This is a genomic window from Lentzea sp. HUAS TT2 (assembly GCF_051853195.1).
Taxonomy (GTDB): Bacteria; Actinomycetota; Actinomycetes; order Mycobacteriales; family Pseudonocardiaceae; genus Lentzea.
Genome location: NZ_CP196667.1, coordinates 5,351,543 through 5,375,648 on the forward strand (window position 1 = coordinate 5,351,543; position 24,106 = coordinate 5,375,648).

19 protein-coding genes are annotated in these 24,106 nt (G+C 70.6%); 15 read left to right on the forward strand and 4 right to left on the reverse strand.

Translation table 11 applies throughout. From position 1 onward, the window contains the following. The first annotated feature begins 25 nt into the window (after window positions 1–25). The 6 genes from ACSHWB_RS26740 to ACSHWB_RS26765 are packed head-to-tail and all read left to right on the forward strand — an operon-like array spanning window position 26 to window position 9,434. Complete coding sequence (locus ACSHWB_RS26740; protein WP_439656029.1) at window positions 26–3,178, forward strand: tubulin-like doman-containing protein; 3,153 nt, start codon at window positions 26–28, stop codon at window positions 3,176–3,178. After that, window positions 3,175–5,421, forward strand: coding sequence for a hypothetical protein (locus ACSHWB_RS26745; RefSeq protein ID WP_439656030.1), 2,247 nt, complete (start codon window positions 3,175–3,177; stop codon window positions 5,419–5,421). The genes ACSHWB_RS26740 and ACSHWB_RS26745 overlap by 4 nt, the downstream gene beginning before the upstream one ends. Then, on the forward strand, window positions 5,418–6,401 hold the full coding sequence (locus ACSHWB_RS26750) for a hypothetical protein (RefSeq protein WP_439656031.1): 984 nt from the start codon (window positions 5,418–5,420) through the stop codon (window positions 6,399–6,401). Before ACSHWB_RS26745 ends, ACSHWB_RS26750 begins: the two co-directional genes overlap by 4 nt. Next, window positions 6,398–7,465, forward strand: a complete 1,068-nt coding sequence (locus ACSHWB_RS26755; RefSeq protein WP_439656032.1) for a TRAFAC clade GTPase domain-containing protein — start codon at window positions 6,398–6,400, stop codon at window positions 7,463–7,465. The genes ACSHWB_RS26750 and ACSHWB_RS26755 overlap by 4 nt, the downstream gene beginning before the upstream one ends. Then, entirely contained in the window at window positions 7,462–9,291 is a 1,830-nt protein-coding gene (locus ACSHWB_RS26760) for a hypothetical protein (protein ID WP_439656033.1), read from the forward strand. The genes ACSHWB_RS26755 and ACSHWB_RS26760 overlap by 4 nt, the downstream gene beginning before the upstream one ends. Beyond that, entirely contained in the window at window positions 9,288–9,434 is a 147-nt protein-coding gene (locus ACSHWB_RS26765; protein ID WP_439656034.1) for a hypothetical protein, read from the forward strand. Before ACSHWB_RS26760 ends, ACSHWB_RS26765 begins: the two co-directional genes overlap by 4 nt. 188 nt (window positions 9,435–9,622) lie before the next feature. Here ACSHWB_RS26765 and ACSHWB_RS26770 read toward each other — a convergent pair whose 3' ends face one another. Next, the gene (locus ACSHWB_RS26770; protein WP_439656035.1) at window positions 9,623–10,456 is read right to left on the reverse strand and encodes an SAM-dependent methyltransferase; all 834 of its coding nucleotides are present in this window, start codon (window positions 10,454–10,456) and stop codon (window positions 9,623–9,625) included. A 12-nt stretch (window positions 10,457–10,468) separates the two neighbouring features. Then, entirely contained in the window at window positions 10,469–11,407 is a 939-nt protein-coding gene (locus tag ACSHWB_RS26775) for a DUF6461 domain-containing protein (protein WP_439656036.1), read from the reverse strand. Window positions 11,408–11,587: 180 nt separating this feature from the next. Between ACSHWB_RS26775 and ACSHWB_RS26780 the strand changes: the two genes are divergently transcribed. The 3 genes from ACSHWB_RS26780 to ACSHWB_RS26790 all read left to right on the forward strand — a co-directional run bounded on the left by ACSHWB_RS26780 (window position 11,588) and on the right by ACSHWB_RS26790 (window position 16,202). Next, window positions 11,588–14,371: an AIR synthase-related protein gene (locus ACSHWB_RS26780; RefSeq protein WP_439656037.1), complete on the forward strand. Its 2,784-nt coding sequence runs from the start codon at window positions 11,588–11,590 to the stop codon at window positions 14,369–14,371. Further along, window positions 14,368–15,036 carry a phosphoribosylformylglycinamidine synthase subunit PurQ gene (locus ACSHWB_RS26785; RefSeq protein WP_439656038.1) on the forward strand — a complete coding sequence of 223 codons (669 nt, stop codon included), beginning with the start codon at window positions 14,368–14,370 and terminating at the stop codon, window positions 15,034–15,036. The genes ACSHWB_RS26780 and ACSHWB_RS26785 overlap by 4 nt, the downstream gene beginning before the upstream one ends. Before the next feature lie 86 nt (window positions 15,037–15,122). Further along, a complete protein-coding gene (locus ACSHWB_RS26790) occupies window positions 15,123–16,202 on the forward strand; it encodes a serine hydrolase domain-containing protein (protein ID WP_439656039.1) in 1,080 nt (359 codons plus the stop codon). On the opposite strand, the gene ACSHWB_RS26795 is transcribed toward ACSHWB_RS26790, so the two are convergent. Then, entirely contained in the window at window positions 16,177–17,574 is a 1,398-nt protein-coding gene (locus tag ACSHWB_RS26795; protein WP_439656040.1) for a helix-turn-helix domain-containing protein, read from the reverse strand. The genes ACSHWB_RS26790 and ACSHWB_RS26795 overlap by 26 nt on opposite strands. 145 nt (window positions 17,575–17,719) lie before the next feature. Between ACSHWB_RS26795 and ACSHWB_RS26800 the strand changes: the two genes are divergently transcribed. Genes ACSHWB_RS26800 through ACSHWB_RS26820 form a run of 5 tightly spaced genes read left to right on the forward strand, consistent with a single transcriptional unit; the run spans window position 17,720 to window position 22,014 of the window. Continuing rightward, window positions 17,720–18,733: an amidohydrolase family protein gene (locus ACSHWB_RS26800; protein WP_439656041.1), complete on the forward strand. Its 1,014-nt coding sequence runs from the start codon at window positions 17,720–17,722 to the stop codon at window positions 18,731–18,733. Next, the gene (locus tag ACSHWB_RS26805) at window positions 18,730–19,380 is read left to right on the forward strand and encodes an iron-sulfur cluster assembly protein (RefSeq protein ID WP_439656042.1); all 651 of its coding nucleotides are present in this window, start codon (window positions 18,730–18,732) and stop codon (window positions 19,378–19,380) included. Before ACSHWB_RS26800 ends, ACSHWB_RS26805 begins: the two co-directional genes overlap by 4 nt. After that, entirely contained in the window at window positions 19,377–20,402 is a 1,026-nt protein-coding gene (locus ACSHWB_RS26810) for an NAD(P)-dependent alcohol dehydrogenase (RefSeq protein ID WP_439656043.1), read from the forward strand. The genes ACSHWB_RS26805 and ACSHWB_RS26810 overlap by 4 nt, the downstream gene beginning before the upstream one ends. A 33-nt stretch (window positions 20,403–20,435) precedes the next feature. Further along, complete coding sequence (locus tag ACSHWB_RS26815; RefSeq protein ID WP_439656044.1) at window positions 20,436–20,945, forward strand: toxin; 510 nt, start codon at window positions 20,436–20,438, stop codon at window positions 20,943–20,945. Then, the gene (locus tag ACSHWB_RS26820) at window positions 20,938–22,014 is read left to right on the forward strand and encodes an MAB_1171c family putative transporter (RefSeq protein WP_439656045.1); all 1,077 of its coding nucleotides are present in this window, start codon (window positions 20,938–20,940) and stop codon (window positions 22,012–22,014) included. Before ACSHWB_RS26815 ends, ACSHWB_RS26820 begins: the two co-directional genes overlap by 8 nt. On the opposite strand, the gene ACSHWB_RS26825 is transcribed toward ACSHWB_RS26820, so the two are convergent. Beyond that, on the reverse strand, window positions 21,968–22,399 hold the full coding sequence (locus ACSHWB_RS26825; RefSeq protein ID WP_439656046.1) for an XRE family transcriptional regulator: 432 nt from the start codon (window positions 22,397–22,399) through the stop codon (window positions 21,968–21,970). The two genes, ACSHWB_RS26820 and ACSHWB_RS26825, sit on opposite strands and share 47 nt — an antisense overlap. Before the next feature lie 316 nt (window positions 22,400–22,715). Here ACSHWB_RS26825 and ACSHWB_RS26830 point away from each other — a divergent pair, with 316 nt between their 5' ends. Further along, entirely contained in the window at window positions 22,716–24,104 is a 1,389-nt protein-coding gene (locus ACSHWB_RS26830; RefSeq protein ID WP_439656047.1) for a toll/interleukin-1 receptor domain-containing protein, read from the forward strand. The last annotated feature ends 2 nt before the right edge of the window (window positions 24,105–24,106 follow it).

The following is a 24,106-nucleotide window of genomic DNA, read 5'->3' on the forward strand; positions in this document are numbered from 1 at the left end:
CAAGACACGTGAGGAAGAAGCCGTCATGAGGATCTATCAACCGATGATGTTCGTCGGGCTCGGCGGGACCGGGTGCAAGGTCGGCGCGGAGCTGGAGAAGCGCCTGCGCGAGGAGCTCTGCGGCCCGGACGGCACCCGGCTGCTGACGACCATGCAGGACTCGAACTTCCTGCCGTACCAGCTGCCTTCGTGCCTGCAGTTCGTCTACGCCGACCTGAGCAAGAACGAGCTGCAGCGGGTGCGCCGCGAGGTCGTGCCCGGCCGTGAGCACGAGCAGGCGGCGCAGAAGACGATGCACCAGATCACCGACCTGGTGCCCGCGGGCCTGGGCAACTCCGCCGACGTGGCGCAGAGCCTGCGGATCAACACCGACGAGGACACGATCCACTGGCTGCCGTCCAAGAGCAGCGACCCGAAGGTCGGGCCGCTGGTGCGCGGCGCCGGCCAGCTGCCGACGGTCGGCCGCGGGGTGTTGTTCGAGACGATCAGGCGCAACCCCGACACCGCGGTGCAGGGCATCAAGAACGCGCTCTCCGACATCAACGAGTCCGCCGGCGATCTCTACGTGGTCAGCGGCAAGCGGACCCAGCGCGTCGACACGGTGATCGTGTTCGTGGTGTTCTCCGTGGCCGGCGGCACCGGCAGCGGCATCTACTACGACTACCTGCACCTCATCGGCGAGATGATGCGGCGCGGCGGCAAGGTCGCCGAGATCTACCCGCTCGTGCTGATGCCGTCGGCGTTCGACGACGGGCAGGGCGGTGGGCGCCCGGCGGACCTCAACGCGGGTTCCGCGCTGGTCGACCTGTTCCGGTTGATCGACGACCAGAACGCGCAGGGGTCGCCGGACGAGCTGGACGCCAAGGGCACGCACGGCGCGGTCTCCGTCCGGTACCCGCAGCTCGAACAGGTGCAGCTGCTGCCCAACACGGTGCAGACGGCGTTCCTCTTCGGACGCCCGGTCGGCGGTGTGCGCAGGGACGACCTGAACCGGTCGATGGTGTCGCTGATGACCTCGCTGATCGGCGCGGGCCCGTCGGACCAGGACGAGGACGAGGAGGGTGCGAACCGGCCCTACCAGTCCTTTGCGGACGGTTTCATCAACAGCAAGGTCGAACGGCACGCCACCGCGGACACCGGTGTCGGCCGGCGCGGCGTGACGACGAGCGCCGTGGCCGCGCTGACCACCCCGTTGCTGGAACTGACGGACGTGGTCAGCTCGCACCTGCTCGCCAACGCGGTCAACGAGCTGCTCGTCCCGCCGGGTGCCGCGGAGACGAACAGGCAGCACATCCGGCAGTTCATCACGGCGGCGGGCCTGGACCGGCTGCTGGAGGCGTCGCCGGCCAGGATCCCGCCGATGGGCAACCCGGTCGGCTACGGGCCCGTGCTCGCGGCGCTGACCGACCGTGCCAACGCCATGGGCGCCAACGTCGAACGCGGCCTGGAGTCGCTGGCGGGGCCGGTCGCGGCGCTGGCGCAGGACTTCGACCCCGCGTCGGCCGCCACCGTGCTGCTGCGCGACCTCGACCTGTTCCGGTTGTGGCGCGCCGTGTTCGGGCACCGCGACCTCACGGACCCGTTGGACAAGGGCGGGTTCCGGTCGCTGCTGGAGGCCTGGCGCACGCCGCCCGCGCCGCCGAACGGCATGAACGCCGCCGCTCCGCCGATGCCGAAGAATCTGCAGAAGAAGTTCATGCAGCGACTGAGGATCGCCGACGCGCCGGCGCAGGAGGTGGCCCGGCAGCAGGACGCCTGGTACGCCTGGCAGACGCGGCGGCTGTGGAACGCGTCGTGGAACGACAGCCACCGGTTGTGGAGCAGGCCGTGGCAGGCGTTCACGGAACAGTTCCGCGCCGTCCACGAGGCGTTCCTGAGCCACGCGCGCAACGACCCGACGCAGTTCGACCTGCGGTCCAAGGACCTCTACAAGGCACGGGTCGGCGTGACCTACCTGCTGCCGCCGGAGGACCACGGGCTGGAGGGCTTCTACCAGTCGGTGCTGGACCGGCTCAAGCAGGACCTGTCGCAGCACCTGGGTCCGCACCCGCACGAGGGTCACGTGCTCAACCTGCTGCTGGGCCAGGACGGCTGGGCGGAGGCGTTCACGAAGGGACGCCAGGACCCGGAGGCCGCGGTCGCCTGCGTCCGCCAGCGGATCAAGGAGGCCGTCGCCGAACGCGTGCGTCCCGGCGACCGCAGCCGTCCCGCGCTGGTGCCGCGGATGGAGGACCTCCTCGCGAACGCCGTGCAGCGGCGGGACAACAGCGTCACCGAGGCCGACCTGAACAGGTTCCGGCAGAAGCTCGCGGAACTGGTGCCCGGTGGTTTCGCACCGGACGGGCACGCGCCGCTCAAGGTGTTGTTCACCTACCCCGCGGCCCAGGAGAACGACGACATCCAGCGGTTCCTGCGCCGCGAGGTCTCCCTGCCCATGGACATGGTGGGGGAGCCGGAGTTCCGCGCGGTCCAGGCCGACGCGATGGTCGTCGTGCTCAACCGCAGCTCGATGGGCGTCACCGAGGTGCCCGAGCTGCGCAGGGTGATCAAGCTCTGGTCCGAGGCGCAGCACCGGCCGCTGCCGCTGGACCTGCTCGAGTGGCGGCGCAGGCTGAGCCAGGACAGCCACTACCTGCTCATGGGCGAGCAGGACCGCCGGCAGGTGCTGCACCGGCTGCTGTGCGCGGCGTGGGACGGCAAGGTCGTCGTCGCGGGCAAGCTCACCAGCCCCGACCACATCACCGTCGAGATCGGCAGCCGCGAGGCCGTGTCGATGAAGCTCGAACTGTCCCCGCTCGGCTCGTTGTCCTCGTGGGCCAGCGTGTTGCAGGCCTACGAGCGCTGGGTGCTCACCGACGACAACCCGAGCAGGCGCAGTCTCGCGTCCAGGCTCATGTCGGCGATCCCCGCGCAGGCCGACCGCGCGCCGTTCCCGCCCGCGCCGGAGTTCACCGCCATCGCCGACCTCGTGGACCAGGAGCTGCTCAAGATCTCCGAGGCGGAGCAGCACCGGGTGCTCAGCAAGGAACCGCAGCTCGCCGTCTTCCGGGAGTTCTGGCGCCAGACGCTGCCGGCGGCACTGCGCCAGCCGCTCGGAAACGCCAGGAACAAGAACCTGATCGACCTGCGCGACCAGGTGCGCGCCGCTCACGGACTGGGCGGTGAGACCGCGGTATGAACACGTCCAAGGTCGTACTCGTCGATCTGCGGGGCGGCACGGCCGGTGCTGTGCCGGTCGAACCGGCGGGCGGCGTGGTGGTGCTCGACCACGCCACCTCGCTCGTCGAGCACAGCGAGACCTACCTGTCCCTGCTCGGCGGGAACATGGTGACCGCCGTCGTGTGCATCGCCATCGGCGAGTCGGGCACGGACAACCCGCTCGACGGGGTGGTGCTCGCCGTGCCGCCCGCGTTGCGGCACGCCACGGTGCTGTGGGTCGGTGACCCCGAGGGCGTGGACTGGGCGCCGGAGAGCGCGCCGCCGCGTCCGGCTGAGCAGCAGGGGGAGGGACTCGACGGCCTGATCGCCGCCCTCCAGGTGCCCGCGCTCTTCGACCAGGTCGTCGCCGCGGCCGAGGAACTCCCCGGCGTTGCGGCGAATCCGGGTTTCCGGATGGTGTCGAGCGCCACCAACGCCGTGGAACTCGCGGAGGCCCGTGCGGCGGCCGTGCGGTCGCTGTGCACGATGGAACACCTGCCGTCGCACGACCTCGGTGGGGCGATCCGGCAGGCCGCCGTCGTGCAGGGCCGTGACGGCGCGGTGCTCACGGGGCCCGTCGCCGCGGCGAGGACGGAAGCGTTGCGCCGCCTGGGACACGTCGCAGGGCTGGCACGGGTCCTGAGGACCCCCAAGGCGTTGTTCGGCTCGTCACGGCCCACCGAGCGGCTGGGCACCCAGGTGGTCTGGGCCGGCCAGGCGGTCGAGAACTACCGCCTGGCGGTGGCCGAGCTGCTGCGCCGCGTCGACGGCCACGTCCAGGCGGGCCGTCCGTCCATTGAGGACGTGGTGGAGCTCGGCGTGCAGCACCCCAGGGAGGCCGACCGCGGCGAGATCTCCGAGGACCTGCGGCAGGCCGTCGACGCCCGGCTGCACGACCAGGTCCCGCTGCCGGTGCTGGCGCACGAACTGAGGCTGGTGGCCGCGAACAGCGGGCCGCAGGGCTGCACGACCGACCTGGACGAGGTGGCCGCGCGCGGCCCGCTGGAGCTCGTCATGCCGGGCTTTCGCCAGTGGCCGCTCACCTTGCTGACCCTGCCGCTGATCTTCCTGAGCTGCGGCGTGCTCACCCTCGTGCTCGGGCCGGGCTGGCCGGGCTGGGGAGCGGGCGCGCTGCTCGCCGCGGCCTGGTTCGGCTCCGGCTGGTTGCTGCTCGCGCGGCGGCCGGGCAAGGACGCCGAACACGGTGGCGGTGCCGCGCTGGTGCCCGCCCTGCTGTCGTACGGGCTGAGCGGGCTGCTGGGGGTGGTGGCCGCTGCCGTCGCGGGCTGGTTCGTCGCCGGCCAGATCCCGGGAGGCTCGTTCGTCAGCGACCTGGTCATCGCGGAGCTGATCGGCCTGTCGCCGGTGACCGTCGCCGTGCTGACCACGCTCCTGGTCGTGTTCTGCGGGGTGACGATCGTGCTCGGCTGGCGGTCGGCCGTGCGGGACTGGCGCGGCGAGCTGCGGCTGGCCGACATGGAGAACGCGGTCGTGGACCTGACGCGGATCGCCGAGGACGTGGTCGTGCGCGAGTGGCAGCCGCTGCACCGCAGACAGGCGATCGCGGCCGTCGCCTCGGAGGTCGCCGCCGGGCTGGAGGAGATCTCGGCCTCGCTCGACGAGGCGGGCAACCGGCTGTTCATCCTGCCGCTGGGAAAGTCCTCGACGAACGGCCTGGCGCCGATGATGCGCCCGGTGCCGCAGGAGCTCTACGCCGTGGTCCGCGGCGACCTGGCCGACGTGTGCCGCGGCGCGCTGGAGCCCGCGTGGCCTGCCGCCGCGACGTCCATGCGCACGGCGGAAGGCGTGTACGCCCAGCGGCTGGACCGGTTGCTGGGCGAGTACGGCGGGGACGTGCGGCGCAACGGCCTGTTGTCGGCGAGCCGCTTCGGCGGTGACGAGGCCACGCGCGACGCGTTGATGGCGAGGGTGTGGTCCGAGTCGCCCGCCGCGCTGGTGGCGTTGCGCACGCAGGCGAGCGGGGACATGACCCAGCTGTGCCGGGGTGGCCAGCTCGGGTACCTCAGCACGTCCGCCGCTCCCGGCCTGGTCCGGTTCGGGCCGGTGCGGCTGCGCAGGATGCTGGAGCAGGAGGGCGTCCACAGAGGACTGACAGCGGATCCCGGGATCACCTGGGGAGAGGGTGGCGAGTTCGTGGGCGCGTTGCGGCTGCTGCCGTTGCGACCGGAGTCGGTGCGCCAGGTGGCGGGTGGTGGCCGATGACCGGGCAACAGATCGAGGTGGTGCGCTGCCGGTACGTGTCCGGGGTGCTCAAGGAGATCGAGATCGAGGGCTCCAACGAGTTCGTCACGCCCGGCGCGGTGCTCGAACAGCGGCTCGTGCGGGTGAACGGGCGGCAGTTCGTGTGCAAGTACGTCTCGCGCGCGGCGGGAGCCCGCAACCCGCGGCTCTACGACCTGCTGGAGAACGAGATCCGCGCGGGCGCGCGTCTCGGGCAGAGCTATCCGGACAGGTACCCGCCGGAGCTCGCCCAGCTCGTCGCGTACAACATCGACGCGGAGGAGCCCTTCGCGTTGCTGCGCGAGTACACCGGGGTGCCGGTGTCCGGTCCGGTGAGCCGGTTCCAGGACACCGAACGCAAGCAGTTCGAGCGCGCCCTGGTCCGCACGCTGCGGCTGACGAGCGAGGCCGGCGTGGTGCACGGCGCGGTGGGCGCAGACACGTTGCGGTGGAACAACGGCCAGCTGCAGCTGATCGACTTCGAGTCCGCCGAACGCGTCGGCGAACCGCGGCGGCTCGGCACGGCAGCGGGCCGGTCGCCGGAACAGGCGGCGGCCACCGGACTCGTGGACGCCCGTGACGACCTGTGGGCGGCGGCCGTGCTCATCCGCCGGTTGCACCTCGGGCCGTCCGCCGACGTGCAACCGGACCGGCGCAACGACCCCGACCGGCTGCGGGGACTGCTGGACCCGGTCTTCGGCAACACCGTGGAACACCGGCCGTCCGCGGCGGAGCTGCTCGTCCGGCTGCACGGCGACAACCACCTGCCGGCGTTCGTCGACCCAGACGCGCGGTTCACCCAGGGCCGCGAGCTCTTCGAGAACGTCGCCCGCCGCAAGAGCGTGCCTGCACCGTCCACAAAGGACGCCGCGCCGCGCAAGCGCACCAGGAGGATCTTCCCGTTCCTGTCGTCGATGCTGCTGGTGTCGATGACGATCGTCGCGACGGCGGTGCTGGTATGACGACGTCCCACCGGCAGGTGCGCTGCCCCGTCTGCGCCGACGAGTTCGAGTGGCCGGACGAGCCGATGGTGTGGCTGTACAACCAGGCGGCTGGTCGCTACGAGGCGTTCGACGTCTCGACGGTGTCCTCGGTCAAGCAGGCCGACCTGAGACGGGGCGGGTACCGGAAGTGCCCCAACCCGTCCGGCGACATGGTCGAACACTTCATCCCCGCGAGCTACGGCGACTACGGCGAACCACTGGTGATCGGACTGGTCGGCGCGCCCTCCTCCGGCAAGACCCACCTGCTGACCTCGATGGTCAGGCAGATGCACATCAACGGCCTGGCCTCGCACGGGATCACCGTGTCAGCCCTGGACTTCCTCAGGCACCGACGCTTTCGCGAGCAGTTCATCACGCCGTTGGAACAGGGCGGTGCGCTGCCGGGCACGGGCACCGGTATGACCGAGGCCGCCGACATCCTGCTGCTGCGCGCACCGACCGGCGATCGCCCGCTGGTCTTCTTCGACGTCGCGGGTGAGGACCTCGTGAACCCCGACGCCCGCAACCGCTCCACCAGGTTCCTGCTCGGGGTGGACGCGGTGATCTTCGTGCACGCGTCGGAGGACCCGCTGGAGACCGGGCAGTCGTCGACGGCCAGTGAGAACAGGTCGTTCGAGCTGGCGATCGAACGACTGCGCGACCGCCGGATCCCCGCGGCGATCGTGGTGACGAAGTCGGACAGGCTGAGGTTCGTGCCCCCGGCCGAGCGGTGGCTGCACGGCGGGGACGAGCACACGGTGAACGCGGCCCGCATCCGTGCCGAGAGCAGGGACGTCTACGCGTACCTGCACCACGCAGGCGCAGGGGCGTCGCTGCGCCCGTTCGAGGCTTTTCCGCGCTGCACCCTGCATTTCACCTCTGCCAGCGGAGGGGACGCGGTGCCGGTGGAGACCGATGGCCCGACCCGCTGGCACTTCCCGCGCGGGTTCCGTCCGTCCAGGGTGCTCGAACCCCTGGTGTCGATCCTCGCGATGACCGGGGCGATCTCCGGCCACGAGGCCGAGAAAGTGGGCATGCCATGAAGGATCACGGGCCCGGTGAGGTCATCGACGAGGCCTTCTTCGGCTGGTCCCTGACCGCGGGCGAGCACACCATCATCTCCTGTTCGCTCAGCCCCGAGCTGGCGGAGATGTGGCGCGCGAGACTGCAGGACCACGTCCGGCTGCAGCCGGTCCCCGGTTTCCCCACACCCCAGTCGGCCCTGTCGTACCTGGAGTTCTCCGACGGGTCCGCCGCTGTCCTGCGCCGCGTGCGCCAGGGCTACACGGAGGGCCGCGAGAACACGCACGTGCTGATCGGTTCACAGACGGCGCTCGGTGCCTCGCTCGCGCTCAGGCTGGAGCACTGGGATGGGTGGAAGAGCACCGCTCCCCACGGTGGCATGGGCACCACGGCGGCGCCCTACCTGGCGAGCGTCGCCGGCTCGGAGGACGAGCTCCTCACCAGGGCCAGGCCGCTGGAGATGCAGCTCGTGGAAGCGCTCGTGAGACTTCTCGAGTACCCAGGCCGTCCGCTGAGCATCGTCGGTTGTCCCGACCACTACAGGGTGCCGATGGCCTGGGCGTTGCACCGGGCGGCGAAGCGTCATCTTGAGCAGACCTTCAACCAGGGGCGGCGGTGGACCTTCTCGACCTACCAGGAACGACACGGGGCAGGCATCGACAACCTGCCGGAGGTGGTGTTCCTGCCCGCCATGCCCAGCGACGGGGAGCAGCACAACCGCACGGTGGTCCGTCTTGATGAGCTTGTGGCGACCAACAGCCAGTTCACCGACATCGCCCGGCAGCTCGTCGCCGGCCTGTTCCACGGTGCGCAGCAGCAGGCGTCGCCACCGCGCCAGCCCGTCAACCGCGTGCACCCCGCGCCGGTGGACGTCCCGTCCGGGGGTGTGCGGCTTCAGCCGAGCGCTGTCGCGGTGAGCACGCCCTCCCCGATGCGGACCGCGTCGAACACCGCCGATGCGCTGTCCGGGCCGTTGCTCGGTGCCCAGACCGCCGACGCGTTCCTGACCGCGCTCCGCACGCTTGCGGCGGACAAGGATCGCGGTCCGCTGCGCTCGGTGATGAACGTCGACGAGGTGAACAGGGCCGTCGAGTTCGTGGAGATCAACACCAGGTTCGAGATGCTGACGAGGCTCCTGGAAGTGCTCTACGGCCCCGATTGCCAGGATCTGAAGGGGCCTGACGAGGCGCTGGCACACGCCGCACGGCTCGTCGAGAACTGTCGTTCGGACCAGCTCGCGCTGATGCTCGGCAGAGCCGCAGCCAAACACAAGAGACCCACGGTCTACGAACGTGTGCTGGAACGAGAGCTGCACCTCGGCGGGCCGCTCAAACCGGGTCCGAGGAACCGGGTCAAGGGCGTGCTGTCCTGGGTGGGGAAGCGTCGCCAGCGCTTCGCCCTGGTCGCCGTGGCCGCGTTCCTGTTGCTGGTGGCGGGTCTCATCGGCGGGTACCTCCTCGGGCAGCCCGAGACCGTCGCGGCACCGGCGACTCCGGTGCCGAGCACAGCGGCCCCGACGACGACCACGGATCCGCCGGTTTCCCAGCTGAAGTCCGGCACGGTGCAAGTGGCGGCGGACGTGAGAACGCAGCAGGTCTTCGCCTTCGTCCAGGTCGGCGATCGGTACTTCCCGCAGGGTGCTTGTGCGGCGCTGGACATCGGGAGCTCGACCTGGAGCTGCGAGCAGAGCTACACACCGGCGGTGAGCGCCGGGGCCGATCCCGCGCTGGTGGCCGTGGTGGTGCAGGCCGGTCAGGTCGAGGGCCTGCTCGGCCTCGCCGCGCAACGCAAGGGCGTCCCGTGGACGACGGGGTGGAGCAGCCAGGTGCCGGTCAAGTCCGGATGAGCACCGGGACCTGGCGGTGGCAGGCCGCGGCGGGTGGCGGTCTCGCCGCCGCCCTCGTCCTGGTGGTGCTCGGCTGGTGGCGTGGGCCGGTCTCGTTGCGCCGCAAGGCGTGGATCACCGGGGTGGGTGCGGCGCTGCGCTAGGTCACGTGGTGGCGTTGATGGTTGCGGCGTCCTGACCGTGATCGGCACGCCGACGCAGGGGTTCAACTGCGCCGGCGTGTGGGCGGCGCGAAGGTGAAGGGCGAGTATGCGAACCGCGCGACGGGCTCCGGCTGTCGTGACGCGAAGCCGACGTGGGCCGTGTCCGGCGCGCGGTCCTGAGTGGACGGTCAGGCCACGTGCCGGACCGCGGCGGCGAGCCACGAGGCGGGCACCGGTGGGACAGGCCTGCCGTGGCTGATCGAGGGGTCCGCGCCGGCGTGCGCGCTCGCCTGCCACCCGGCGGCGCCGAGCCAGTCCGCGATGTCGTCGCGGGCCGCCAGGAACGTCACGCCGTGCTTGCCCAGCCCGCCCCGCACCCGCGAGCCCTGGTCGCCGAGCATCGAGACCTGGAGGTGTTCGAGGAACAGGTGGCTGCCGGGGGCGGACAGCCCGGTCAGCGTGGCCAGCAGCGCGTCACCCTCCTGCGGTGTGAGGTACATCAGCACGCCCTCGACCAGCCACGCGGTCGGCAGGCCCGGCTCGAACCCGGCCGCGCGCAACGGCGCCACCCAGTCCGTCGTGAGGTCGGCGGCCACCGCGATCCGCTCGCACGCCGGGGTGAGGCCCGACCGCGCGACCAGTGCCGTCTTGAACTCGGTCATGTCCGGCAGGTCGAGCTCGAACCAGCGGGTGCCCGGCGGGCACGGCAGGCGCGTCGTGCGGCCGTCCACGCCCGCCGCGAGCGCCACGACCTGCCGCACACCGCTGTCGAGCGCCTGGCTGATCCGGTCGTCGAAGAACCGCGTGCGCACCACGTGGTAGGCCGGGAACCCGGTGGAGGTGATCTTCATCTGCTCGATGAACGCGGTCACCGAGGCGGCCACCGGGTGGTCCTCCAGTTCGGCCAGGAGGAAGGTCGCCAGCGGGTCGGTGAACAGCGGCTGCGGGTGTTCGGCCTCCCGGTGCCGCACCCAGGCGGTGTACAGGGCGGTCTGGCTCAGTCCGTCGGCGGGAATCTTCACTCTTCTCCTCGGTCAGGCGAGATCGGCGCGGAAGGCGGCGGCCATCACGTGGACCAGATTGCCGAACTTGCTGCCTCGGGCGCGTTCTTCGCTGGTCATGCGGCTCTTCTCCTGGTTGAGCGTCCAGCTCGCCCTGCGTCCCAGCAGTGACCACTCGCGCACGTGCCTGCCCAGGTCGCTGTCCGGGGTGAGGACGACGGGCTCACCGCGCCGGGCGGCGGCCAGGGCCTCGGCGAGACCGGGGGTGCCCTCCAGCCCGAGTTCTGCGGCGAGCGAGGTGGCCTCGTCGGCGGCGTTCTCCACCAAGGGAGGCCGGCTGTGGCTGAACCGACGCTCGAAGTGGACGCTGGGCAGTGGCGCCAGGAGCTGGTCCAACGTGGGCAGGACGCCGGTGATCAGCCCGGCCAGCCGCAGCGAGCGGGCGATGGGCTCGGCGTAGCGCGTGTCCCAGTCCTCGTCGTCGTAGGTGTCGGAGTCGTAGTCGACCGGCTCGGTGTAGAAACCGGCCTCCCGCATCAGCGGGAGCAGCGGCTCCGTGCTGTCGCCGGGACGCGGGTCGGGCCAGCTGGGGTCGAACCGGGTGACGACCCTGCCGTCCACGGCGTGGCTGAAGCTCGGGGAGGCGTAGTCGTGCCGCGAGATCCCGACGGCCTCCGTGCCCCGGGACAGGGCGTCGACCAGGTACTCGACCTCGTACCCCGCCGGCTGGACCAGGACCGTCCACTCGCCGAGCGCCAGCACGGAGGCCACCTCCGGGTAGCCGGCGTCGAAGCAGTGCAGGTCCCGCACCTGCTCGGGGGTGCGGGGCGCCAGCGTGTCCATCAGTCCGCCGGCGCGGCGCAGCGCCTCCATCGGTTCGACGCCGCGGACGAACGCGAGCGAGAAGATCTCGCCCAGGAAGGTCGTCGGGCCGGCCAGGGCGTCCGCCCAGGACAGGTCGTGCTGTTCCACTTGGTCCCCCAGAACGGTGAGTGACGCTCGTCGCCCGCCGTGAATTCGAGTCGCGGCGGGCTCACCGCCTAGGGTGCTGCATGTGTCGCAGTGCAGGCCCGCCCGGTTGCCTGGGTGCTTCCACGAGCGCGGTCGCTGCCAGGGACAATTGGTCCCGACCGTTCAGCTCCAGGAGGATTGTTGATCCACAAGTTCTCGGTTCGCTCCGCGGGCATCGCGGAGCCCGACGTCCGTGAGCTCGGCCGATCGTGGGAGCTCGACGACCTCGAGGTGTGGCGTGACTACTACGTCGAGTTCGAGGGCACGCCGGACCCGGCCGCGCTGACCGAGGTGGCCGCCGTGCTCGGCGACCAGCTCGACGTCGAGGTCTCCGTCGACCAGCCGCTTCCCGAGGGCGCCGTGCAGGTCGCCTACAAGCGCGGCGTGGTCGACAACGAGAGCGACTCGATCATCACCGTGTGCGGGCTGCTCGGCGTGAAGGCTCGTGCGGGCAAGGTCGCGACCAGCTACAAGTCGGCGTCGCCGCGGCTGCGGGACCTGATCGCCTCGACGCGGTTCAACCCGACGATCGAAGAGCTGCACGACGAGGAACCGCACTACGACACCCTCGTGCCGCAGGGCCACTACGAGTCGGCCGTGCAGTACGACCTGCGCGGACTCGACGACGCGGCGCTCACCGAGCTGGGCGTGGCCGGGGGCCGCAACCTCTCGCTGGCCCAGATGAAGCACGTGCAGCACGTCCAGGTGACGCTCGGCGACGAGTTCGTCACCGACGTCCTGCTGGAGGCGCTGGACGCCCGCTGGAGCGACCACTGCGCCCACACCACGTGGAAGTCGCTGGGCAGTCTGCTCGGCAGGCTCATCCAGGCCGCCAAGGACGTCGACAACCCGAACGTGCTGAGCATGTTCCACGACAACGCCGGCGTCTGGGACTTCTACGACGGCCACGCGATCGCCATCAAGGCCGAGACGCACAACGGCCCGTCGGCGATCTCCGGCTACTTCGGCCAGCTGACCAAGCTCGGCGGCGTGCTGCGCGACATCCTCGGCACGGGCCTCTCCGCCGACCCCATCGGCAGCTTCGAGTACACCGCGATCGGCGAGCCAGAGGCGCCCGCGCCGATCGCCGGCCGTCCGGACGCGCGCAGGCTCGCCGGCGAGACGATCCGGGCGATCAAGGAGTACGGCAACACGTTCGGCGTGCCGATGATGTCGTCGCGCATGACGTTCCACCCCTCCTACCGCGCCAAGCCGTTCGCGCTCGGCGGCAGCATCGGCCTGCTGCCCGTGTCGGCGGCGCAGCGCGGCACCCCGCGCCCCGGTGACTTCGTCGTGCTGATCGGCGGCCTGACCGGCAACGAGGGCATCCACGGCGCGTCCGCGAGCTCCGCGGGCGCCGTGATGGACACCGCCGCCGTGCAGATCGGCGCGCCGCTGGAGCAGGTCAAGTTCCGCAAGGCGCTGATCGAGCTGCGCGAAGAGGGCTGCATGAGCGCGCTGACCGACGTCGGTGGCGCCGGCCTGAACAGCGCCGTCGGTGAGATCGGCGAGGCGTGCGGCGTGTGGATCAACACCGCGCTGGTGCCGTTGAAGACCGCGGCGCTGCCGATGTGGCGGATCCTGCTGTCCGAGTCGCAGGAACGCATGCTGCTCGCCGTGCCGCCGGAGCACCAGGAGCGGGCGAAGAAGATCCTCGACCGCCACATGGTGCGTTCGACGGTCATCGGCCGGTTCGCGGACACGGGTCGCTACCACGTGTTCCACGCCCCGGACCTGACCGAGGAGGCCCTGATCGCGGGCGCTCCCGACGCCGTGCCCGCCCACCAGGGCGAGCTCGGTTTCGACGTGGCGTACGACCTGCTCGACCTCGAGGTCGAACGGTTCGAGGTCGGCCCGCCGCCGCGTCCGTCCGACGTGGTCGAGTGGCCGGAGCTCGCGCCGACGCAGCTCGCCGGGCTGCTGGAGGAGGTCGTCGCCGACGCGGAGATCGCCTCGCAGCACTTCGCTGACTCGCAGTACGACTCCACGGTCCAGGGCAACACCTGGTACGGCCCGCACTACGGCACCGAGAACTCGGTCCGCACGGCCTACTGGGCCGGCACGCCGGTCGCGGGGTCGCAGGCCGCCGCCGTCGTGAACACCGCGTTCAACCCGTGGATGTTCGACGCGGACCCGGTCGCCGCGACGCGTCAGATGTTCTGCGCGGCGATCGCGGGCCAGGTGCTCGCCGGTGTCGCCGTGAAGGACATCTGCATGTGCGACAACTTCTACACCCCGCACCTCTCGCCGCACTGGCGCGAGTGGCTGGTCGGCATGGTCGACGAGCTCGCGGTGCTGGTGCGCCACTTCGGCGTGCCGCTGATCTCGGGCAAGGACTCCTCGGCCGGCTCCGTGCAGACCGACGAGGGCCTCGTCAGCGTGCCGCCCGCGGTGTTCCTCAGCGCGCTGGGCAAGGTGCCGCACACCGACGGTCTGCTGCGCGAGCAGTGGACCACGGCGGGCAACGTGCTGGTCCGCGTCGGCCTGGCCACGAGCTCCCCGGTCGGCACGGTCGCCGCGCGCAAGCTCGGCCTGCCGATCGGTGCGCTCGACGACCTGGAACTGTCCGATGTGGACAGCTACCTGACCGCGATCGCCGCGAGCAGGCACCTGTTCCGCAGCGGTGCCCGCATCGGCGCCGGCGGCGTCGCGGGTGTGCTCGCCCAGGGTGTGCTCGCCAGCGGCATCGGCGTGAGGCTGGAGTCCGCGACCACCGAGTCTCTCTTCGCCGAGCACCGCGTCGGCGCTGTCGTCGAGGTCGCCCCCGAGGACGTCGCCGCACTGCCCGCCGAGCTGAACCCCGTTGTCCTGGGCACGCTCGAAGGCACGCTGGAGGGCACCGGAATCGTGCTCGAAGGCATCGAGCTGTTCGCTCCGGCCGCGCGCGACGGCTGGCTCAACTCGTTCACGGCGAGGATCGCATGAAGCCGACCGTCAACGTCCTGTACCTGCCCGGCACCAACTGCCAGGAGGAGACCGTCCGAGCGTTCGCCGAGGTAGGTGCCGAGCCGAGGATGCGGTTCGCGGCCGACCTGCTGGCGGGCACCGAACGGCTCGACGACGCCGACATCCTCTGCATCCCCGGCGGGTTCTCGTTCGGCGACCACCTCGGCGGTGGCGCGGTGGCGGCGGCGTTGCTGCGCAGCCACCTCGCGGACCAGTTCGAGGCGTGCCGGCAGCGTCCGCTGATCGGCATCTGCAACGGCTTCCAGATCGCCGTGCGCGGAGGGTGCTTCGGCAAGGTCGGCCTGAAGGTCAACAGCGCCGGCACGTTCCGCAACGAGGAGAACCAGCGGCACGTCGTCGACACCGACAACGACAGCCCGTGGCTCACCGGCCTCGGCGGCCAGACCCTCACCTTCCCGTGCGCGCACGGTGAAGGCCGCTTCGACCCCGGCACCGAGACCGAGGGCTACCGGGTCGCGCTGCGGTACGAGAAGGACTCCAACCCGGACGGGTCGTTCGAGGACGTCGCCGGCATCACGAGCGCCGACGGCCTCGCGTTCGGGCTGATGGACCACCCGGAGCGCGCGATGGACCGCGAGGTCCGGCTGGCGTTCTTCGCGAACGGCGTCCGCGCGGTTCGCTAGACGTAGAACGGCTTGGTGCTGGCCCCACCTTCCGAGTGGGGCCGGCACCATGGCCGTGACCCGGCCGGCGCGGCACGGTGGTGATCATGAAGTCACTCCTGATCGCCGCCATGGTCGCGGTGACCCCGTTACCTCCGCTGCAACCGGAACTGCTGCACGCGGCCATCGCCGACCTGGAACACCCGGTGGTGACGTCCGCACAGCTGCGGGTGTCGGGCTCGGCCGGCCGCTGGTACGGAGCGGAAGGCGCTGTGGGCCGGCCCGACGACCGGTTCCGGATCGGCAGCGTCACCAAGGTGTTCGTCGCGACGGTCGCGCTGCAACTGGTGGCGGAACACAAGCTCAGCCTGGACACGAAGGTCCGGCACTACTTCCCGGATCTGCCGGAGACCATCGACGCGGTGACGGTCGGGCAGCTCCTCAACCACACCAGCGGCATCCCGAACGAGGTCGGCTACCCCGACCTGAGCACGCCGGAGAAGGTCCTCGCGCACCGCTACGACCGGTGGACACCCGAGCAGCTCAGGGCGTTGGTCCCCGCCACGGAGCCGAAGTTCGCGGCCGGCACGAAGCAGGAGTACCGGGGCATCAACTACCTGCTCGCCACGATGGTCATCGAGAAGGTCACCGGCCGCGATCTGGCGCGGGAGGTCGAGAAGCGCATCACCCGCCCGCTCGGTCTCACGAAGACCTATGTGCCGGAACGCAACGAGACCCGGATCCGCGGCGCACACGTGCACGGCTACTTGAACGTGCCGGGGCAGGGCGTGGTCGACGTCAGCGACTTCAACTCGTCGAGGGCGCACGGCGAAGGCGACATGGTCTCCACGACCGGTGACCTCACCAGGTTCATCGCCGCGTTGTTCGACGGCAGGCTGGTGCGGGAGGACCTGCTGCAGAAGATGTTCACGCTGCCTGATGTGTCCATGGTGGACGGACGTCCCGCCTCCTACGCCACGGGCCTGCAGACCTTCACCGTCAACGGCATCGAGGTGTGGGGCAAGACGGGGGAGTGGTACGGCTACGCCGCAGGGGTGTTCTCGACCAGGGACCAGCAGCGGCGCATCGCCTACTCGTTCACGCCGACGGTCCGCGACAGCTCGCAGCAGCAGATGACGTTGCGGATCGCGAACGCGGCGACTAGCCCCGCAGCTGATCGGCCTTGATCCCGTACTGCGCCATCTTGCGGTAGATCGTCGCCCGCCCGATGCCGAGCTCGGCGGACGCCCGCGCGATCGTCGCGCCCGGCTCGGTCAGGCAGCGCACGATCTCGTCGCGTTCCAGGGCCTGCAGTCTGCTCAGCCGGTGGCCGACGCTGGTGAACACCTCGGCGGGCAGGTGCTGCACGTCGACCACGTCCGAGCGGGCGGCGGCGACGCGCACGACCTGGCGCAGCTGCCGGGTGTTCTCCGGCCACTCGTACGACAGCAGCGCGCGGGTCGCCGCCGAGGTGAACGTGACCTCGCGGCCCCGGTCGCGATGGGCGAAGTAGTGGGCCAGCGGCAGGACGTCGTCGGGACGGAAGCGCAACGCCGGTGCCTCCACGACGACGTCCACCAACGGCGCCAACGCCTCCGGCAGGGCAGCGGTCGCGGTCAGCGCGAACCCGGTCAGCAGCGGCGCCAGCGACGAGGCCGCCCACGCGGGCAGCGCGTCCACGTCCGAGACGACGACGCACGTGTCGGCCTTGCCGAGCTCCGGGGTCCACAGCCGCAGCCACATGTCCACGTCGTCGGGAGCGGGCGGACGGGCGTTGAGCAGGCGTTCGCGGGGCCGCACGGTGCGGCGGGCGTGGGTGGCGAGCGCCGTCTTGCCCGCTCCCGGCTCGCCGACGACGGCGACCACGCGGTCCTCCAGCATGGCCTCGACCGCGGTCGCCATCGCGGCGTTCCACTGCGCCGACAGCCGCGGTGGCTGGACGCGGTCCGAGTAGACGCGGAACACCTCACCGCGCGGCGCGGGACGGGCCTTGCGGCCTGAAGCGCGGGCCAGCATCAGCGCCGCTGTGTTGCCCGCCGCGGCCTGGGCCAGCGCCAGCAGCAGATCGGAGGACTGGTCGGACCAGGTCGTGAGGTTCACGCTGCCCGCCAGCGCGCCGGAGACCGGGTCGAGCACCGGCACCGCCGCGCACGTGTAGCCGCGCAGGCCCGTGCAGTAGTGCTCGGCGGCGCGGACGAGGGTCGCGGTGCGGTCGGCGAGCGCGAGGCCCAGGCCGTTCGTGCCGGCGTTGGCCTCGGCGAAGTAGAAACCGGGGGCCAGCGAGACGCGGTCGAGCGAGCGGACGATCGCCGGGTCCGTGCACAGCCTGGTCAGCACCAGGCCCTCGCTGTCGGTGATCATCAGGCTGATGGGCTCGTTGGACAGCGTGGCGTGCAGGCCGCGCAGCACCTCGTGGCCGCATTCGTAGAACAACGACGTGGTGTCGACCGTGCCGGTGAAGACCGGCCGCACCTCGTCCTCCGGCACGCCGTACCGCTCGCTGCGCAGCCACGACGCCCGCAGGCGCTGCGGGATCGCGGCGAGCTGCCGGTCGTCCACGTGACCTCCTCGTCGCGCGTTCCACCCCAATGTACGACCCGCAGCTTCGTCCGGCGTAGATGCCGCTGTCTCAAAGTGAGACACCGGGTGGGTCCCTGAGCTGCGCCGATCTTCCTACGGTCGGTCGCAACCACTGGAGGCATCCATGTACTCGAAGGACGGCGAGAACTACTTCATCGTCGACGCGCACGTCGCGCTCTGGGACGCCCGCCCGGAGAACCAGCGCAACATCCACGGCAAGCAGTTCATCGACTGCTTCTACGACTACCACCGCAACCTCTCGCCGGAGGAGGAGGGCTGGTCGTACGAGGAGTACCTGTACCAGGGCGGCGAACGCCTGATGAAGGACCTGTTCGACGACGGGTACGTGGACCACGCGATCTTCCAGCCCGCCCACCTGGGTGCGTTCTACCACAACGGTTTCGGGCAGACCGAGGAAGCGTTCGCGCTCACCTCGAAGCACCCGGACAAGCTCACCTACAACCACTTCTGGGACCCGCGCCGCGAGCAGCAGGGGCTCGACGAGCTCAAGCGCGACGCGGAACGGTTCGGGCTCAAGGGCGTGAAGCTCTACACCGCCGAGTGGTACGGCGATTCGCGCGGCTGGCGGCTCAACGACCCGTGGAACTACCGCTACCTGGAGACCGCGCAGGAGCTGGGCATCCGCAACATCCACATCCACAAGGGGCCGACGATCCGGCCGCTCGACCGCGACGCGTTCGACGTGGCGGACGTCGACCACGCGGCGACCGACTTCCCCGAGCTGAACTTCGTGATCGAGCACTGCGGGCTGCCGCGCCTGGAGGACTTCTGCTGGATCGCCACGCAGGAACCGAACGTGCACGCCGGTCTCGCGGTCGCGATGCCGTTCATCCACACCCGGCCGCGGTACTTCGCGCAGATCATCGGCGAGCTGCTGTACTGGTTGAACGAGGACAGGATCCAGTTCTCCAGCGACTACGCGCTGTGGACGCCCCGCTGGCTGATCGAGCGGTTCGTCGACTTCCAGATCCCCGCCGACATGACCGAGTACGCACCGCTCACCGTGGCGCAGAAGAAAAAGATCCTCGGCCTTAACGCCGCGCACATGTACGACATCCCGGTGCCCGCGGGTCTCGACGTCGCGCCGGTCGAGCAGGAGGCGGTGTCGGTCGCATGATGGCGGCCTGGAAGGCGCTCGACGAGGTGATGGACCCCGAGCTGGACGAGCCGATCACCACGCTCGGGTTCGTCCAGTCGGTCTCGCGGGACGGCGACGTGCTGACCGTCCACTTGAGACTTCCGACCGCGTTCTGCTCGCCGAACTTCGCGTACCTCATGGCATCGGACGCGAAGGACGTGCTACGCGGACTGGCACCGCACGTGGTCGTGGTGCTGGACGACCACCACGACTCGGACGTGATCAACCGCGGTATCGCCGCCGACGCCGGGTTCGTCGGCACGTACGGCGCCGAGGCGTCCCGCGACCTGGCAGAGCTGCGGCTGACGTTCCAGCGCAAGGCGCACGCGGCCGCGATGGAACGGGCCGTGCGAGACGTGCCGCTGGAACGCCTGAGGTCGTTGACGCTGCAGGACCTCCCGGCGTCCAGGTCGACGGAGGCGTTGCGGCGCAGGCGGTCCGCGCTCGGCTTCGACACCGCGCCGGACGCGCTGGTGCTCGTCGACGACAACGGCGTGCCGTTGCAGCCGGGCGATCTGCCGCTGCGGCTGCGGTTCGCGAGGTCGGTAGGTATTTCCATCGAGGGCAACGCGCATTTCTGCCGCGGCTTGCTCCGCACCCGTTACGCACTGGAGGGAACGTCATGAGGGCCGTGCAGGTGGTCGGCTACCACAAGCCGTTGGAGCTCACCGAGGTCAGCGAACCCGAGGTGACCGGCCCGTTCGACGTCGTCGTGCGCATCGGCGGCGCGGGGGTGTGCCGCACGGACCTGCACATCCTCGAAGGGCAGTGGGCGGAGAAGTCCGGCGTGACGCTGCCGTACACGATCGGCCACGAGAACGCGGGCTGGGTGCACGCCGTCGGCGCGGCCGTCACGAACGTCGCGGAGGGCGACAAGGTGATCGTGCACCCGCTGATCACGTGCGGCCTGTGCCGGGCCTGCCGCAGCGGCGACGACGTGCACTGCGCCGCCTCGCAGTTCCCCGGCATCGACACCGCCGGCGGCTACGCGGAGTACCTGAAGACCTCCGCTCGTTCGGTCGTGAAGATCGACGACGCGCTGGAACCCTCCGACGTTGCCGCGCTGGCCGACGCGGGCCTCACGGCGTACCACGCGGCGGCCAAGGCGGCGCGCAGGCTGCGGCCGGGGGACCGGTGCGTGGTGATCGGCGCGGGCGGACTCGGGCACATCGGCGTGCAGGTGCTCAAAGCGCTGACAGCGGCCGAGATCGTCGTCGTGGACCGCAACCCGGACGCGGTGAAGCTCGCCGAGACGATCGGTGCCGACCACGGCGTCGTCGCGGACGGCTCGCACGTCACGGCGGTGCTGGACCTCACCGGCGGCGACGGCGCCGAGACCGTGATCGACTTCGTGGGCGAGGGCGGCGCGACGCGGGACGGCATCGCGATGCTGCGCAGGGCGGGCGACTACCACGTCGTCGGGTACGGCGAGAACATCGACGTGCCGACGATCGACATCATCTCCACCGAGATCAACCTGATCGGCAACCTCGTCGGCTCCTACAACGACCTGTGCGAGCTGATGGTGCTGGCAGCGCAGGGAAAGGTGACACTGCACACCCAGAAGTACCCGCTGGACAGGTTCCAGGACGCGATCGACGACCTCGACAACGGACGGGTGCGGGGCAGGGCGATCCTCACGCCGTGATTCCACGCCGGGGCGGCCCACTAGAATGGGGCCGTGGACTTGGCGCGGGTGCGGAAGCGCTGTGAGGAAGAGATCCGGCGACTGCGCATCAGCACACCGCTCGACGTCACGGCCCTGTGCGAACGGCTGGCGGAGCAGCGCGGCAGGCCTCTGCACCTGCTCGCGCTGACCTCGCGCACCTCCAACCCGTCCGGGCTGTGGGTGGCCGCGAAGAAGGCGGACTACATCTTCTACGACGAGTCCGTGGGCGAGGCGCACCGCGCGCACATCGTCCTGCACGAGATCGGGCACATGGTGTTCGAGCACGCCGGGGTCGCCGAGCTGGACGACCTCACCGCGCGCCTGCTCGCGCCGAACCTCGACCCGAAGGTGGTGCGGCAGCTGCTGTGCCGCGACAGCTACGACAACGAGCACGAGCAGGAGGCCGAGCTGTTCGCCACGCTCGTGCTGATGCGGGCCGGGTTCGAGGTCGTGGGCACCGTCGAGTCCGACGTCGAGGACGACGCCGCGCTGGCCCGGCTGCGTGAGGTGCTCAGTGCTTAGGGCCTTCCACATCCTCGTGGTGGTGCTGCTGTGGGCGAGCACCGCCTACCGGGTCGTCGTGCTGCTGCGGCGGCCGACGAGGAGTTTCGGCAACGCCGCGCTCTGCCTCGCGCTGTTCTTCCTGGCGCTGGGGTTCACGGTCGGGCTTCCCCCGCTCTACCTGCGGATTCCGTGGCTGGCGGAGGGGGCGAGCCTGGTCCGGCTGGTCCAGCACGGGCTCGTCGTGGTCAGCCTGTTCTGGCTGCACGTGTTCGTGGCGCACTCCGGGGGCCGCTCGGTGCGCGGGACCGTCGTGCGGGCCGTGACGGCGTGCGCCTCCCTGGTCGCGATGATCGTGCTGTTCCTGCTGGCGGCGCCCGGTGACGACGCGGAGGACTTCGTCGGTGCGTACGCCAAGGCGCCGTTCGTCACCGAGTACCTGCTCGTGTACCTCGGCTACATGGCGTACGTCCTGGTGGACGTGTTCCGTCTCACCCGTCACCTCGCCGGCAGCACCGCGGAGGGCCCGATGAGGCTCGCCCTGCGCCTGTGGTCGATGTCCAGCCTGGTCGGGTTCGTGTACGCGGCGCACAAGGCGGCCTACGCGCTGGCGGCCCGCCTGGACCTCCCACCGCCCTGGCTGGAGGGGCCCGTGTCCACCTCGACGGGCGGCATCGTCCTGGTGCTGTTCCTCGTGGGCCTGACCGCGTACCGGTGGGGTCCGCAGATCGAGCAGTACCGCACCTACCGGGTTCTGCGGCCGTTGTGGCGGGCCTGCTACGACGTGATGCCCGGTGTCGCGCTCATGCCTCCGGAGGTCCGGATGCCGATCGAACTGCGTCTGTACCGGTGCGTCATCGAGATCCTGGACGGGCGACTCGCGTTGCGCGCCTACTGGGACACCCGCATCGCCGACCAGCAGGGCGAGGCGGCGGCACTGGCGGCCGCACTCGACGCGAAGGCCAGGGACGAACCCGTGGAGGCGGGCCCTGCCTCCCTGCCCGCCCTCGACGTGGCAGGGCTGACCGTCCTCGCTCGCGAGTTCAGGACTCTTTCGGCGGCAGGCCTTCCAGCTCCCGCACGCGGTTGATGACCTCGGTGATCGTGTCGAGGCTGCGGTCCGACAACCCGGACGCCCGCATCGCGACCTCGCGGACACCGTTGTCCTTCAACGCGGTGACGAGCGCGATCTCACCCTCGACCTGCTCGCGCACGGCGTCGTCGAAGAAGTAGGCGGCCGGCACCCCGAAGAACGTCGCGAGCGCGCTGAGGTGCTTGAGCGTGGGGTTGTCGCGCTGCCCGGTGCGCAGGTACCAGAGGTAGGACGCGGAGATCGTCACGCCCTGGTCGCGGGTGATTGCCTCGGCGACGTCCTCGTTGCTGTACTCGCGCTGCCCGGACGCCTTGATGGAGCGGAACAGGTACTCCAGCCGCGCGGCCAGGGTGTTCGGCTGGGGCTTCTCGCGGTCGGTCATCCAGCCCACCTCACGTTTTGACTGGTGTGAATCGAAAAAGTGTGACATTCACACCGGTTGACGGCCCGGGGTGGACCAGGTTTAACTTACCTCGCTTCAACTGGAGTGAGTCAGCGTGACACGCGATTCACATCAGTCAACGGCCCGGAGCGGTGGGGCCACGCGCCTGGGGGTGGCGTGGCCCCACCCGCCGGATCCGCCCTCCCGCGGCGAACGCCGGCCGTTGCGCAGCCCGAGAAAGAGCGCCGGGTGACAAACCTCCTTGGAGGCTGTCAGTAATCTCCTCGTCACAGCCTCACGTGAGAGGGTTTGGGCGATGCCTGGCGTGTTCGTCAACTACCGCACCGGTGACGGTGAATGGGCTGCTGCCCTGGTCAAGCGGGAGTTGAGTGCGCGTTTCGGAGCTGACCAGGTCTTCTACGCGAGCCAGTCGATCCGCCTCGGCGAGGACTTCTCCCGCGAGATCCTGAGCGGCCTGCGCCGCTGCGAGGTCCTCCTGGCCCTCATCGGCCCCCGCTGGGTGCACGCCGTCGACCGCGAGGGCGTCCGCCGCCTCGACAAGCCGGACGACTGGGTGCGCCGCGAGCTCCTCGAGGCCTTCGACTGCGGCCTGCGCGTCATCCCGGTCCTGATGGACGGCATCGACCCCCTGCGCGAGGCCGACCTCCCCGACGCCCTGAAGCGCGTGGCCCGCTGCCAGTACCTGCGCATCCACCACCGCAGCGACGACCTGGACCTCCCGCGCCTGGTCGACGAACTCGTCGAACTCGTACCGGAACTCCTCACCCCCAGGCCCGCCCCGTCCGCGCCGCGCCACGACCGCCCGGCCGAGGGCGAACTGCGCAGCCCGATCACGGAGTTCCGCCAGGCCCTGTCCGAGCCGCTGGGGCAGTCGGTGTACGAACGCGTGCAGGCGGCGGCCTCGGCGGCGCTCGAACTGCTCACGGAGCAGCGCTACCCGACCACCGGTCATCTGGACGAGGCCGACCTGCCCGCGGAACTGGAGAAGCGGCTCGCCGGCTACGAACACGACCTGGCTCCGTTGCTACGCCTGGTTGCCGTGGGCGTGCGCTCCGGCGACCGCAGGCACGACGAGCTGTGGACCTCCCTGGTCGAACGGTTCCTGCAGCCCCCACGGCATCAGCCAGGCGTCCGGGAGGTCTGGGCGAACGCCTCCGCCTTCCCCGCGCTGCTGCTCGTCTACGTGATCGGTGTGGCGGCCGTGGCGGCAGGCAGGGAGGACCTCGTCCACCGGCTGTTGTGCGCCACCCCGATCACCTCGCCCGACGGCCGGACCACCCCGGTCCTGCGCGCGCTGGCCCTGCGCAACGTCGTCGACCCGCGCCACGCGGCATCGCTGCCCCTGTGGGGCGGCACGGCTCCGCACCAGGCCCTGAGCGTGCAACTGCGGCAGATCCTGAGCCGCGTGTTCTTCAACGTCGTCGACGGTGCCGCGTTCAACTGGACGTTCGCCGACTACGAGTTCCTCCGCAGTCTGCTCGAGCTGCACGACGCGCCGTTCTCGTCACTGGGCGAGTTCGCCGTCCGCCTCGACCACGACGACTCGGTCATCCACCAGCGCAACGCGGCCCGGCTGGACGCGGAGTCGCCCCTGCTGCGCTCCGGCGCGTTCGACGGCGATCCCGCCCGAGTCGCGGTCGCGTGGCGCGAACTGCGCGAGGCGACCCGGGCCCGCTACTCCTAGCC

What these genes read in the sequence shown, in the direction of transcription:
- ACSHWB_RS26830 (WP_439656047.1), top strand. Translation starts at nt 22,716, where the DNA reads ATGCCTGGCGTGTTCGTCAACTACCGCACCGGTGACGGTGAATGGGCT.
- ACSHWB_RS26755 (WP_439656032.1), top strand. Translation starts at nt 6,398, where the DNA reads ATGACGACGTCCCACCGGCAGGTGCGCTGCCCCGTCTGCGCCGACGAG.
- ACSHWB_RS26765 (WP_439656034.1), top strand. Translation starts at nt 9,288, where the DNA reads ATGAGCACCGGGACCTGGCGGTGGCAGGCCGCGGCGGGTGGCGGTCTC.
- ACSHWB_RS26760 (WP_439656033.1), top strand. Translation starts at nt 7,462, where the DNA reads ATGAAGGATCACGGGCCCGGTGAGGTCATCGACGAGGCCTTCTTCGGC.
- ACSHWB_RS26800 (WP_439656041.1), top strand. Translation starts at nt 17,720, where the DNA reads ATGTACTCGAAGGACGGCGAGAACTACTTCATCGTCGACGCGCACGTC.
- ACSHWB_RS26740 (WP_439656029.1), top strand. Translation starts at nt 26, where the DNA reads ATGAGGATCTATCAACCGATGATGTTCGTCGGGCTCGGCGGGACCGGG.
- ACSHWB_RS26750 (WP_439656031.1), top strand. Translation starts at nt 5,418, where the DNA reads ATGACCGGGCAACAGATCGAGGTGGTGCGCTGCCGGTACGTGTCCGGG.
- ACSHWB_RS26825 (WP_439656046.1), bottom strand. Translation starts at nt 22,399, where the DNA reads ATGACCGACCGCGAGAAGCCCCAGCCGAACACCCTGGCCGCGCGGCTG.
- ACSHWB_RS26790 (WP_439656039.1), top strand. Translation starts at nt 15,123, where the DNA reads ATGAAGTCACTCCTGATCGCCGCCATGGTCGCGGTGACCCCGTTACCT.
- ACSHWB_RS26810 (WP_439656043.1), top strand. Translation starts at nt 19,377, where the DNA reads ATGAGGGCCGTGCAGGTGGTCGGCTACCACAAGCCGTTGGAGCTCACC.
- ACSHWB_RS26785 (WP_439656038.1), top strand. Translation starts at nt 14,368, where the DNA reads ATGAAGCCGACCGTCAACGTCCTGTACCTGCCCGGCACCAACTGCCAG.
- ACSHWB_RS26805 (WP_439656042.1), top strand. Translation starts at nt 18,730, where the DNA reads ATGATGGCGGCCTGGAAGGCGCTCGACGAGGTGATGGACCCCGAGCTG.
- ACSHWB_RS26745 (WP_439656030.1), top strand. Translation starts at nt 3,175, where the DNA reads ATGAACACGTCCAAGGTCGTACTCGTCGATCTGCGGGGCGGCACGGCC.